At 64.6% G+C, this 12,038-nt stretch carries 9 protein-coding genes; 4 read left to right on the forward strand and 5 right to left on the reverse strand.

Annotation, left to right across the window (positions count from 1 at the left end; genetic code table 11):
• Positions 1 to 464: 464 nt before the first annotated feature.
• The 4 genes from PF66_RS23545 to bglX form a co-directional block, all read right to left on the reverse strand.
• Complete coding sequence (locus PF66_RS23545; RefSeq protein WP_054063969.1) at positions 465 to 1,787, reverse strand: MFS transporter; 1,323 nt, start codon at positions 1,785 to 1,787, stop codon at positions 465 to 467.
• Between the two features lie 289 nt (positions 1,788 to 2,076).
• A complete protein-coding gene (locus tag PF66_RS23550; protein ID WP_054060842.1) occupies positions 2,077 to 3,402 on the reverse strand; it encodes a sigma-54-dependent transcriptional regulator in 1,326 nt (441 codons plus the stop codon).
• Positions 3,396 to 5,162 (reverse strand): sensor histidine kinase, encoded by a 1,767-nt coding sequence (locus PF66_RS23555; protein ID WP_054063970.1) that lies wholly within the window; start codon positions 5,160 to 5,162, stop codon positions 3,396 to 3,398. Before PF66_RS23555 ends, PF66_RS23550 begins: the two co-directional genes overlap by 7 nt.
• A 152-nt stretch (positions 5,163 to 5,314) precedes the next feature.
• Positions 5,315 to 7,606, reverse strand: a complete 2,292-nt coding sequence (gene bglX / locus PF66_RS23560) for a beta-glucosidase BglX (protein ID WP_054058282.1) — start codon at positions 7,604 to 7,606, stop codon at positions 5,315 to 5,317.
• 236 nt (positions 7,607 to 7,842) lie between these two features.
• On the opposite strand from bglX, the gene PF66_RS23565 reads away from it, so the two are divergent.
• The 4 genes from PF66_RS23565 to PF66_RS23580 are packed head-to-tail and all read left to right on the forward strand — an operon-like array spanning position 7,843 to position 11,108.
• Entirely contained in the window at positions 7,843 to 8,451 is a 609-nt protein-coding gene (locus PF66_RS23565; protein ID WP_054063971.1) for a LemA family protein, read from the forward strand.
• 28 nt (positions 8,452 to 8,479) lie between these two features.
• A complete protein-coding gene (locus tag PF66_RS23570; RefSeq protein ID WP_054063972.1) occupies positions 8,480 to 9,190 on the forward strand; it encodes a TPM domain-containing protein in 711 nt (236 codons plus the stop codon).
• A gap of 28 nt (positions 9,191 to 9,218) precedes the next feature.
• Positions 9,219 to 9,836, forward strand: coding sequence for a TPM domain-containing protein (locus PF66_RS23575; RefSeq protein WP_054058279.1), 618 nt, complete (start codon positions 9,219 to 9,221; stop codon positions 9,834 to 9,836).
• 54 nt (positions 9,837 to 9,890) lie between these two features.
• Positions 9,891 to 11,108 (forward strand): class I SAM-dependent methyltransferase, encoded by a 1,218-nt coding sequence (locus PF66_RS23580; RefSeq protein WP_054063973.1) that lies wholly within the window; start codon positions 9,891 to 9,893, stop codon positions 11,106 to 11,108.
• Here the strand turns inward: PF66_RS23580 and PF66_RS23585 are convergent.
• Positions 11,096 to 12,007 (reverse strand): DMT family transporter, encoded by a 912-nt coding sequence (locus PF66_RS23585; RefSeq protein ID WP_054058277.1) that lies wholly within the window; start codon positions 12,005 to 12,007, stop codon positions 11,096 to 11,098. The two genes, PF66_RS23580 and PF66_RS23585, sit on opposite strands and share 13 nt — an antisense overlap.
• Between the last annotated feature and the right edge of the window lie 31 nt (positions 12,008 to 12,038).

The following is a 12,038-nucleotide window of genomic DNA, read 5'->3' on the forward strand; positions in this document are numbered from 1 at the left end:
CGTTGGCACCTGGGGTCTTGTCATAACCGTCGGCAGCCACGCGATAGGCGGCTGGGGTGTGGCTGTAGCCATCGGCGGCGTAGGTATTGGCGGCCAGTACGGAAAGGGTCAGGGCGAGGATCAGTTTGGTGTTCATGGTGGTTGCTCCAGTTGGGTTTTGGTTTTGCTCAGTGGGTGTGGAAGTGATATTACGCTTGTTAATTTGATTAAAAAGCGCAAATTAGTGCTTAAACAAATCGAATTATTCGATGTTGTGGGCGGCGCGATCAGACGGCGGTCACTGGATGCCTGGGGGCGGGTGCGCAAGTCGATTCGGCGTAGGATCAGGATGAGGGGCGGGAATTAACGGGCTATTAATTGCCAAGAGTCTTGAGCATTGCACGGGGGGGCTGGGAGCCGGCAAACCGGCTCCCAGCCAAGAGCAGTGTCGGCCCGTCATGGGAGGCCCACACGAGGAAAGGTTATCAGTCGGTCTCGATCCGCGAATGCCGACGGGTGTCCTTCATGGTGACATACACCAGCAGCGACACCGCGATGCAGGCGGTCACGTACCAGTAGTAGCCGGTCTCCATGCCGATGCTCTTGAACCACAGCGCGATGTATTCGGCGGTGCCGCCGAAGATCGATACGGTCAGTGCGTAGGGCAGGCCCACGCCCAGGGCGCGGATCTCGGTGGGGAACAGCTCGGCCTTCACCACCGCGTTGATCGAGGTATAGCCGCTGACGATGATCAGCGCCGCCATGATCAGGAAGAATGCGCCCCACCAGGTCTGGATGGTGTGCAGGGTGCTCAGGATCGGTACGGTGCAGAGTGTCCCGAGAATCCCGAAGGCGATCAGGATCGGCCGCCGGCCCACCTTGTCCGAGAGCGCACCGACCACTGGCTGCAGGCACATGAACAGGAACAGCGTTGCCGCCGAGATCGTGGTGGAGTCGGAGATGCTCATGCCGACGGTGTTCACCAGGTACTTCTGCATGTAGGTGGTGTAGGTGTAGAACGCCAGGGTGCCACCCATGGTCAGGCCGACCACGGTCAGCAGTTCCTTGGGATGACGCAGCAGCGTGCGCATCAGGCTCTCTTTCGGCTTTTCCTTCTTCTTCACGAACGACTCGGTTTCTTCCATGCCGCGACGCAGGTAGAGCGCGACCACCGCGCTCAGGGCGCCGATACCGAAGGGAATCCGCCAGCCCCAGTCCTGCAGTTGTTCGACACTGAGAACCTGCTGCAGCACGATCAGCACCGCCAGGGCGATGAGCTGGCCGGAGATCAGGGTCACGTACTGGAAGCTGGAATAGAAACCACGGCTCTGCCTGGTGGCCATCTCGCTGAGGTAGGTGGCGGAAGTGCCGTATTCGCCGCCGACCGACAGCCCCTGCATCAGGCGGGCAACCACCAGCAGGATCGGCGCGCCGATGCCGATGGTTTCATAACCGGGGGTGAGGGCGATGATGAGCGAGCCTGCGCACATCAGCAGGACCGAGGCCATCAGGGCCGCCTTGCGGCCCTTGCGGTCGGCGTACAGGCCCATCAGCCAGCCGCCGATCGGGCGCATCAGGAAGCCCACGGCGAAGATCGCGGCGGTGTTGAGCAGTTGGGCGGTGGTGTCGCCCTTGGGGAAGAAGACCTTGGCGAAGTACAGCGAGAAGGCGGCGTAGACGTACCAGTCGTACCACTCGACCATGTTGCCGACCGATCCGCTGAAAATCGATTTCAGGCGGCTGGCGGTGGTTCTTTCTTGTGCCGGCGCGACCGCCGACCCCAGGGGAAGGGTAGTGGAGTTATCCATCTAGGGAACCTTACGAGTCATTGTTGTTGTAGAGCGCGCGGGAGCGCAGCCTGACCGCTCCATAGCAGGAGCCATGCCAGGGCTGTAAGGCCCGTTCCAGAGCGGTTGGCAGGATTGGGTGAGCGGAAATCCGCTTATGCCGGAGTGGGGCGTGAGCGGAAAACCGCCGATACGAACGACGCTATCTGTAGGAGCGTGGCTTGCCCGCGAAGAACGATGACGGGGTATGGCTGAGCGACCGCGCCATCTTTTTCGCGGGCAAGCCCGGCTCCTACAGGTTGCGTCGTTGCTACAGGAACATCTCGCGGGTCAGTCCGTGGCGTTGCAGCTTCTCGTTGAAGGTGCGCCTTGGCAGTTGCAGTTCTTCGAGCACCGCCTTGACGTCACCCTTGTGCCGGGTCAAGGCCGAGCGCAGGCACTGCGCCTCGAAGGCCTCCTGCTGGGCCGCGAGGGACTGGCCCGGATCGATATTGACCGGTTCCGGCTCGCCCAGGCCGAGCACCGAGCGTTCGGCGGCGTTGGCCAGTTCGCGGACGTTGCCCGGCCAGTCATGGCTCAGCAGCCGGACCAGTTGCGACCCGCTCAATGGCGTCGCACGGCGCCCCAGGCGCTCGGCCGCGTCCTGGGCAAAGTGTTCGAACAGCAGCGGGATGTCTTCGCGCCGCTCGCGCAAGGGTGGCAGGCGCAGTTCGGCCACCGTCAGCCGATACGCCAGGTCCTCGCGGAAACGTCCGGCCCGGGACTCTTCCAGCAGGTCGGGCTTGGTCGCGGCAACGATGCGCAGGTCGACCGGGATGCTCTGGTTGGAACCCAGGCGTTCGAGCTTCTGTTCCTGCAGCACCCGTAGCAGTTTCACCTGCTGGGCCAGTGGCATGCTCTCGATCTCGTCGAGAAACAGGGTGCCGCCATGGGCATATTCGAGCTTGCCGATCCGCTTGCCCTGGGCGCCGGTGAAGGCGCCGCTCTCATGGCCGAACAACTCGGCTTCGAACAATGGCTCGGGAATCGCCGCGCAGTTGAGCGCGACGAACGGTTTGCTCGAACGCGCCCCGAAGTCATGCAGGCAGCGGGCGACCCGTTCCTTGCCGCTGCCGGTCTCGCCGCGGATCAGCACGTTGACCGGCAGGGGCGCCAGTTCCAGCACTTGCCGGCGCAGGGTCTGCAGGCTGCGGGACACGCCCAGCAGGCAGGCGTCGAGGCGTGAGCGGCTGTCGGCCTGTTCGTGCAGGCGGCGGTTCTCCAGCACCAGTCGGCGTTTCTCCAGGGCACGGCCGAGGCTGCCGAGCAGGGCTTCGGGGCTGAAGGGCTTTTCCAGGAAGTCGTAGGCACCGTCACGCATCGCCTCGACCGCCATCGGCACGTCGCCGTGGCCGGTCAGCAGGATCACCGGCAGGTCGGCGTCGAGTGCCCGCACCCGCGCCAGCAGTTCCAGGCCGCTGAGGCCGGGCATGCGCACGTCGCTGATGATCACCCCGGGAAAGTGCGCCGGCAGTTGCGCCAGGCACTCCTCGGCGCGGCTGAACAACCGGACCGAGAAGCCCGACAGGCTCAGCCACTGTTCCACGGCCGTGCGAATGCTGGCTTCGTCATCGACCACGATTACCGAGTTCAACATGGTTCACGGACCTCCACGGCGATTGGCAGGGCCAGGGTGAAGCAGGCGCCGTCGTGCCGGTTGACGACGCTCAGGCGGCCGCCCTGTTCATGGACGATCGCATAGGAAACCGCCAGCCCCAGGCCGAGGCCTTCGCCGACCGGCTTGGTGGTGAAGAACGGATCGAAGACCTTGGCCAGATGTTCCTCGGCAATTCCACCGCCGCTGTCGGCCACCGTCAACAGCCACAGTTGCTGGTCGGCCTCGATGCGGATTTCCAGGCGCTTGAGCGGCTTGTCACGCATGGCGTCGAGGGCGTTGCGCAGCAGGTTGATCAGCACCTGTTCGAGGCGGATCGCATCGCCGCGGACCCTGGCCGGCCGGGTCAGGTGCAGGGCGATGCTGACGTTGTCCTCCCGCAGGCGCGGGTCGAGCAGGTGCAGCGCCTGGTCGACCACGCCGGCCAGGTCCAGCGGCTCGCGCAGGCCGCTGGGGCTTTGCCGGGCGTAGGTCTTGAGATGGCCGGTGAGGGCGGCCATCCGGGTCAGCATTTGCTCCAGGGGGGCCAGTGCTTCCCGGGCGGCGTCGAGCCGACCGTGGTCGAGCAGCAGGCGCAGGGTCGCCAGTTGCATGCGCTGGGCGGTCAGCGGCTGGTTGATCTCGTGGGCCAGGGCGGCGGACATCTGTCCCAGCGCCGCCAGCTTGGCCGACTGCACCAGGCCATCCTGGGCCGTGCGCAGGTCGCGGGTGCGCTCCTCCACCAGTCGTTCCAGCTCCGCGCGGCTGCGCTGGCGCAGGCGGGCCAGGCGCCAGCGCTGGCTGAGGAACAGGACGAGAAACACCAGGGTCAGCCACAGGCCGGCACCGGCGAGCCCGGCATTGCGCCGTTCCTCGGCGGCCAGTTGCGGCTTGCGCAGCAGGTGCAGGGTCCAGTTCTCGGTGTCCAGCGGCAGCGATTCCCAGAGCAGATCGGCGCTGCCATCGGGCGTGGCCACCCGGCTCAGGTAACTGTGGCTGTCGAACACCCGCAGGGTCTGATGCTCGATGGTGCTCAGTGGCTGCTTGTCGTACTGGCGGGTGCGGCCGATTTCGCTGCGGTCGTTGTCCGACAGTGGGCGCAGCAGGCGATAGCGCCAGGCCGGCTGGTTGGAGATGAACACGATGTCGCGGGCGTCGCTGACCAGCAGGATGTCGCTGCCCTTGCCCCATTCGCGTTCGATCTCGGGGAACTCCAGCTTGACCACCATGGCACCGATGAACTCGCCGTTGTCGTTGAGCACCGCGCTGGAGAGGAAGTAGCCGGGAATCCCGCTGGTCACCCCGACCGCGTAGAAATGCCCGCTGCCTTCGCTGCGGGTCTGGTTGAAGTAGGGGCGAAAGCCGTAGTAATGGCCGACGTAGCTGCTGGGCAGGCGCCAGTTGCTGGCGGCCACCGACAGGCCGTTGCGATCGAGCAGTTGCAGGGTCGAGGAACGTGCGGCGCCGTTCATGCGTTCCAGCTTGCGGTTGAGCGCATCCTGCTGTTGCGCGGTGAGCGGTCCGTTGAGGGCCTGGCGCAGTTCCGGGTCCAGGGCGATCACGGCCGGCATGGCGCGGTATCGTTCGATCAGGGTGTGCAGGGAGTTGGCGTACAGCGCCAGCTGCCCCCGTCCGCGGACGGCATCGTCCAGCAGTGCCTGCTGCGTGGCACGGTGCATTGCCCAGCCGGCGGCCAGCACGGTGCCCGCGAGAATCAGCAGGGTATGGAGCAGCAGGCGCAGGGAACGAGGGATCGGCGGCATGCGGGCAATGACAGGCTGGAGAGAGGGCGGGAAAGATAACACGCCATGGAGCGGGGGATGCAGAAGGGGCGGGTGGTGCGGTGGGCGCCGCAGCCCGCTCCCACAGAGTCAGGCTCCCACGGTGGGGAGCCCTCAGGGCACGGGTAACCCTGTTACAGCAATTCGAAGCTCTGTTGCGTCACGTCCCGGGAATCCAGGCCAATCTGCACGTTGAACTTGCCCGGCTCGGCCACGTACTTGAGCTGGGTGTTGTAGAACTTCAGGTCGTTCTCGTCGATGGTGAAGTGGATGACCTTCTCTTCCCCGGCCTTGAGCATCACCTTCTGGAAGTTCTTCAGTTCCTTGACCGGACGGATCATCGAGCCGGCCACGTCCTGGATGTACAACTGCACCACGGTCTCGCCATCACGCTTGCCGGTGTTGCGCACGGTGATGCTGGCGTCGAGCTTGCCGCTCTTGTTCAGCGTGGTCGAGGACAGCGCCATGTTGCTCAGGCTGAAGTCGGTGTAGCTCAGGCCGTAGCCGAACGGATACAGCGGAGTGTTTTCCTCGTCGAAGTACTGCGAGGTGTAGTTGCCCGGCTTGCCCGGCGTGAACGGCCGGCCGATGGTCAGGTGGTTGTAGTACATCGGCACCTGGCCGACCGAGCGCGGGAAGGTGATCGGCAGCTTGCCCGACGGGTTGTAGTCGCCGAACAGCACGTCGGCGATGGCGTTGCCGCCTTCGGTCCCGCTGAACCAGGTTTCCAGCACGGCGTCGGCCTGGTCCTGTTCCTGGCCGATGGTCAGCGGACGGCCGTTCATCAGCACCAGCACCAGCGGCTTGCCGGTGGCCTTGAGGGCGGTGATCAGCTTGCGCTGGGTCTCGGGGATGTTCAGGTCGGTACGGCTCGACGATTCGTGGGACATGCCGCGCGATTCGCCCACCGCGGCCACCACCACGTCGGCCTGCTGTGCGGCCTTGACCGCTTCGTCGATCAACTGCTGCTCGGGACGCGGGTCATCGACCACTTCCGGCGCATCGAAGTTGAGGAAGTTGAGGTAATCGACGATCTTCTTGTCGGTGGTGATATTCGAGCCGCGGGCATAGACCAGTTGACCCTTGTCACCCAGGGCGCGGCTCATGCCGTCGAACAGGGTGACCGATTGCGCGGGTTGGCCAGCGGCGGCCCAACTGCCCATCATGTCGATCGGGGCCTTGGCCAGCGGACCGACCACGGCGATCTTCGCCGACTTCGCCAGCGGCAGGGTCTGTTTCTCGTTCTTGAGCAGCACCAGGCTGCGCTTGGCCACGTCGCGGGCTTCGGCGCGGTGCAGGCGGCTCTCGGCATTGGTGTCGGCCGGATCGTCTTCGGCCTTGCCGATACGCAGGTACGGGTCCTTGAACAGGCCCATGTCGTACTTGGCACCGAGCACTTCACGCACGGCGTTGTCCAGCTCGCGCTGCGGCACTTCGCCGGACTTGATCAGCCCCGGCAGTTCCTTGCCGTACAGGGAGTCGTTCATGCTCATGTCGATGCCGGCCTTGATCGCCAGCTTGGCCGCTTCGCGACCGTCCTTGGCGACGCCATGCTTGAGCAATTCGAAAATCGCCCCGTGGTCGCTGACCGCCAGGCCCTTGAAGCCCCAGTCCTTGCGCAGCAGGTCCTGCATCAGCCAGGTGTTGGAGGTGGCGGGCACGCCGTTGACCGAGTTCAGCGCGACCATCACCCCGCCTGCGCCGGCGTCGATGGCGGCGCGGTAGGGCGGCAGGTAGGTCTGGTACATCTTCACCGGGCTCATGTCGACCACGTTGTAGTCGCGGCCGCCTTCCACCGCGCCGTACAGGGCGAAGTGCTTGACGCTGGCCATGATGCTGTCGGGCGCGCTCGGGCTCTTGCCCTGGTAGGCCTGGACCATCACCTTGGCGATGCGCGAGACCAGGTAGGTGTCTTCGCCGAAGCCTTCGGAGGTACGGCCCCAGCGCGGGTCGCGGGAGATGTCGACCATCGGCGCGAAGGTGATGTCGAGGCTGTCGGCACTGGCTTCCTGGGCGGCGATACGCCCGGAGCGGCCGATGGCGTCCATGTCCCAGCTGGAGGCCAGGCCCAGGCTGATCGGGAAGATGGTGCGGTGGCCGTGGATCACGTCATAGGCGAAGAACATCGGGATCTTCAGCCGGCTGCGCATGGCCGCGTCCTGCATCGGACGGTTTTCCGGGCGGGAAATGGAGTTGAAGGTGCCGCCGATGTTGCCCGCGGCGATTTCCTTGCGGATCAGTTCGCGGGGCATTTCCGGACCGATGCTGATCAGACGCAACTGGCCGATCTTTTCCTCGAGGGTCATCTGCTTCATCAGGTTGGCGATGAAGGCGTCCTTGTTTTCGATGGGAGCGGACTTCGTGTCCGCCGCAACCGGGAGACTGGCCAGGCCGACAGCAAGGCCCAGCAAACACAGCTTCTTCATGAATGATTATCTCGGGAGTCCGATCCAGCGACTGCTCGTTGGGCGCCGGCCGGGCTGTTTCGTTATTGGGAGCGGCTATTGTTGTGCCAATAAATCCAGCACACTGCTGAACTGTTTTTCGCGCTGGGCATCTTTTAGCTGATTGGCTTCATACATTCCAGTGGCGGGGGCGGATTATGCCCTACGCAGGGCCCTGGCCATTGTCCCTTTTTATCGTTTCAAGGAGCGTTTCGAGCATGCATGCATTCCAAGGTTTGCGTTCGAGCTGGAGAATCGCCGCCCTGGCCCTGCTGGCCAGCATGCTGGCGGGCTGCGGCATCAACAACATTCCCACCTACGACGAGCAGGTGAAGGCCAACTGGGCCCAGGTACAGAACCAGTACCAGCGGCGCGCGGACCTGATTCCGAACCTGGTGGAAACGGTCAAGGGCTACGCGAAGCAGGAGCAGGACACCCTGACTGCGGTGATCGAGGCCCGCTCGCGGGCGACCTCGGTGCAGGTCGATGCCAGTACCCTGGACAACCCGGAGAAGCTCAAGCAGTACCAGGATGCCCAGGGCCAACTGACCGGCGCGCTGAGCCGGCTGATGGTGGTGTCGGAGCGTTATCCGGACCTCAAGTCGAACCAGAACTTCCTCGCCCTGCAGTCCCAGCTCGAAGGCACCGAGAACCGCATCAGCGTGGCCCGGCGCGACTTCATCCTCAGCGTGGAGAAGTACAACACCGAGATCCGCACTTTTCCCGGCCGTCTCTGGCACAGCCTGATGTACAGCGACCTGCCGCTGCGGCCGAACTTCGAGGCGACCGCCCAGGATGCCGACAAGGCACCGCAAGTGAAGTTCTGACCGCTGTGTCATCACGGATGAGGTAGGCATGCGTATTTTCAAGAGCGCCCTGTGGCTGTTGCTCTGCACGCTGGCAATGGTGGCCAGGGCCGACTTGCAGTTTCCCGAACTGACCGGACGGGTGGTGGACAATGCCGGGATGATCGACGCCGCGGTGGCCGAGGACCTGAGCCGGGAGTTGCAGGCCCACGAAAAGGCCACCGGCGAGCAGATCGTGGTGGTCACCCTGCCGAACCTGCAGGGCGCCACCATCGAGGAATTCGGCTACCAGTTGGGCCGGCACTGGGGCATCGGCCAGAAGGATCGCAACAACGGTGCGCTGCTGATCGTCGCCCGTGACGAGCGCAAGGTGCGTATCGAGGTCGGTTACGGCCTTGAGGAACGCCTGACCGATGCCCGCGCTTCGCTGATCATCAACCAGTTGATCGTGCCGCAGTTCAAGCGTGGTCATGTTTCCAGCGGTATCCGCTCCGGGGTCGAGGCGATGCTTGATACCCTGGGCGGCAAGGTACAGGACGAACCCGAGCCGGAGGGAGACTTCGGTTCGCGACACCCGTTCCTGGTCGGCTTGCTCTGCGTGCTGTTCGTGCTGTTCTGCGCGATCATGCAACTGATGGGCTATGGGCCCAGGGGTGGCGGGTCCGGTGGCCTGGGCGGCGGCGGTGGCAGTCGTTCCGGCGGTGGCTTCAGCGGTGGCGGTGGCAGTTTTGGCGGCGGCGGATCGTCGGGCAGTTGGTAACCCATAATAATGAGAGAGCAGCACAACCATGGCCTTACTCAGTGAATACGAACAGCGCCAGGTCGCCGAGGCGATCGCGCGGGTGGAGCGCCAGACCGATGCGGAACTGGTGACGGTGCTGGCCAGCCGTGCCGACGACTACGCCTATATCCCGTTGCTCTGGGCCAGCCTGTTGGCGCTGCTGGTACCGGGCGTCATCAACTTCGTCTTCGGCTGGCTGAACGGACACGCCTTGCTGGCGGTGCAGTGGAGCAGCTTCATCGTGCTGTGCCTGCTGTTTCGCATCCCGTCGGTCACCAGCCGGCTGATTCCGCGCTCGGTGCGGCACTGGCGCGCCTCGGGGCTGGCGCGGCGGCAGTTTCTCGAACAGAACCTGCACCACACGGTTGGCGGCACCGGGGTGCTGATCTTCGTCAGCGAGGCCGAGCGCTATGTGGAGATCCTGGTGGACGAGGGCATTGCCCGACGCCTGGACAACAGCGTCTGGGAACCCATCGTCAAGGCGTTCACCGAGCAGGTCAGGCAGGGGCAGACGCTGCAGGGCTTTCTCTCCTGCATCGAGGACTGCGGCAAGCTGCTGATCACCCATGTACCCCTGACCCAGACGCGCAACGAGTTGCCGAACCGCCTGGTGGTGCTGGGCTGATACAATGCCCGGCATTCCCAGATCAGATTCCGCACGCCCGAGGCGTTTCCCTACATGTCAGTCACTGCAAAACCCGCCCAGTCCGTGCCGGACCATCACGCCCAGTTCATCGAACTGCTCGAAACCAGCCTGGCGCAGAATGCCTTCATCAAGCTGGTGCTGGCCAGGCATGTCGGCGCCGAGGCAGACCTGCAGCGGTTGATCATCAAGCAGTTGACGGTCAGGGACCAGCCCTGCCTGTCCTTCGTCTACCGCTACAAGACCCGCGACATCACCAAGAATTTCCCCCTGGCCGAAGGCGTGGCGAACGTCGCGGCGCTGCTGCCGGCGTCGTTCAGGAACGCCCACCTGCTGTCGCTGACCGACGAGATCCAGCTCGAATACGGCAAGAAGGGCAAGAGCACGCTGTTCAAGGGCAAGGCCCGGCAGGAGCGCGAGGTGCCCTCGGCCGAGCACAATCGCGAGAAGAACCGCTACCTGGAACTGAGCCGGCCGTTCCTGGCTGACCTGGGCGTGACCAACCGCCAGCATGAGCTGATCCCGGCGATGTCGCGCAAGTGGAAGCAGATCAACAAGTTCATCGAGGTGTTTTCACACGCCCTGGGCAGTTCACCGATCCCGCTCGACCGGCCGGTACGGGTGGCGGACTTCGGTTCGGGCAAGGGCTACCTGACCTTCGCCATCCACGATTACCTGTGCAACACCCGACAGGCGGTGGCCGAGGTGACCGGCGTCGAACTGCGCGAGGACATGGTCACCCTGTGCAACGCGGCCGCGGCCCGCCTGGAGCATCCCGGCCTGGTGTTCAAGTGCGGCGATGTGCGCAGCGTGGCGCCGAGCGAACTGGAGGTGATGATCGCCCTGCATGCGTGCGATATCGCCACCGACTACGCGATCCACACCGGTATCCGCTCCGGGGCTTCGATCATCATGTGCTCGCCATGCTGCCACAAGCAGATCCGCCAGCAGATCCAGAGCCCGGCGCTGCTCAAGCCGATGCTGCAATACGGCCTGCACCTGGGCCAGCAGGCCGAGATGGTCACCGACAGCCTGCGGGCGCTGTTCCTCGAGGCCTGTGGCTACGAGACCAAGGTCTTCGAGTTCATCTCCCTGGAACACACCAACAAGAACAAAATGATCCTCGCGGTCAAGCGGGCCGAGCCCCAGGACCCGGCCCGGCTGCTGGCGAAGATCGAGGAACTCAAGGCGTTCTATGCCATCCAGGAGCATTGCCTGGAAACCCTGCTGCGCGCCGATGGCTACTTGAGCTGAACCCCGGACGGCAGCTGGCCCGGTTGCGCCGGGCGTACCCCGGCCTTGCGCCCCAGCATCACCGTGACGATCACGCCGGCGGCGAACAGCCAGGTCACCGGCTCGACATGCTCACCGAAGAACAGCGCCGAGAAGGCGATGGTGAAGAAGATCTGCAGCAGTTGGATCTGGCTGACCCGGGCGATGCCGCCCAGCGCCAGCCCGGCGTACCAGGCGAAGAACCCGAGAAACTGCGAGAACATCGCCACGTAGCCGAAGGCCCACCAGGTCCTGGCGGAAACCGCGCCCTGGTGTTGCACCGCCAGGTACAGCACTGGCCCGATCAATACCGGCACCGACAGCACCAGTGCCCAGCAGATCACTTGCCAGCCGCCCATTTCCCGGGCCAGGCGCCCACCTTCGGCATAGCCGAGGCCGCCGACCGCGATGGCGCCGAGCATCAGCAGATCACCGGCCTGGATGCTGCCGGCGCCGCTGAGCAGGGCATAGCCGAGCACCAGCGCACTGCCCAGGGCCGCGCAGGCCCAGAAGGCTTTCGATGGCCGCTCATGGGACAGCCAGGCTGCATACAACGCCACGCACAAAGGTTGCAGGCCGTTGACCAGCGCACCGTGGGAGGCCGGCAGGCTCTGCATGGCCCACGCCGAAAGCACCGGGAAACCGAGGATCACCCCGGCGATCACCAGCCACAGGCCCTTGAACTGGCTCCAGGTCGGCCATTTCTCCCGTCGCCACAACAACAGTGCCGCCGCCGGAATCGCCGCCACCAGGGCTCGGCCGAGGCCATTGAGCAGCGGGTTGATTTCCTGCACCACGATGCGGGTGAAGGGCAGGGTCAGGCTGAAGATCACGACGCCCAGCAGGCCGAGCAGCATGCCGGTGTTTTCACGGGAAGACATAGGGAGAGAACCGAAAGTAGGCTGGAGAACG

The sequence above is a fragment of the Pseudomonas asplenii genome, assembly GCF_001293465.1.
GTDB classification, from domain to species: domain Bacteria; phylum Pseudomonadota; class Gammaproteobacteria; order Pseudomonadales; family Pseudomonadaceae; genus Aquipseudomonas; species Aquipseudomonas fuscovaginae_B.

Excerpts from the sequence above, each read along its gene's own strand:
- PF66_RS23545 (WP_054063969.1), bottom strand. The coding sequence starts at position 1,787 with ATGGATAACTCCACTACCCTTCCCCTGGGGTCGGCGGTCGCGCCGGCA.
- PF66_RS23550 (WP_054060842.1), bottom strand. The coding sequence starts at position 3,402 with ATGTTGAACTCGGTAATCGTGGTCGATGACGAAGCCAGCATTCGCACG.
- PF66_RS23555 (WP_054063970.1), bottom strand. The coding sequence starts at position 5,162 with ATGCCGCCGATCCCTCGTTCCCTGCGCCTGCTGCTCCATACCCTGCTG.
- bglX (WP_054058282.1), bottom strand. The coding sequence starts at position 7,606 with ATGAAGAAGCTGTGTTTGCTGGGCCTTGCTGTCGGCCTGGCCAGTCTC.
- PF66_RS23565 (WP_054063971.1), top strand. The coding sequence starts at position 7,843 with ATGCATGCATTCCAAGGTTTGCGTTCGAGCTGGAGAATCGCCGCCCTG.
- PF66_RS23570 (WP_054063972.1), top strand. The coding sequence starts at position 8,480 with ATGCGTATTTTCAAGAGCGCCCTGTGGCTGTTGCTCTGCACGCTGGCA.
- PF66_RS23575 (WP_054058279.1), top strand. The coding sequence starts at position 9,219 with ATGGCCTTACTCAGTGAATACGAACAGCGCCAGGTCGCCGAGGCGATC.
- PF66_RS23580 (WP_054063973.1), top strand. The coding sequence starts at position 9,891 with ATGTCAGTCACTGCAAAACCCGCCCAGTCCGTGCCGGACCATCACGCC.
- PF66_RS23585 (WP_054058277.1), bottom strand. The coding sequence starts at position 12,007 with ATGTCTTCCCGTGAAAACACCGGCATGCTGCTCGGCCTGCTGGGCGTC.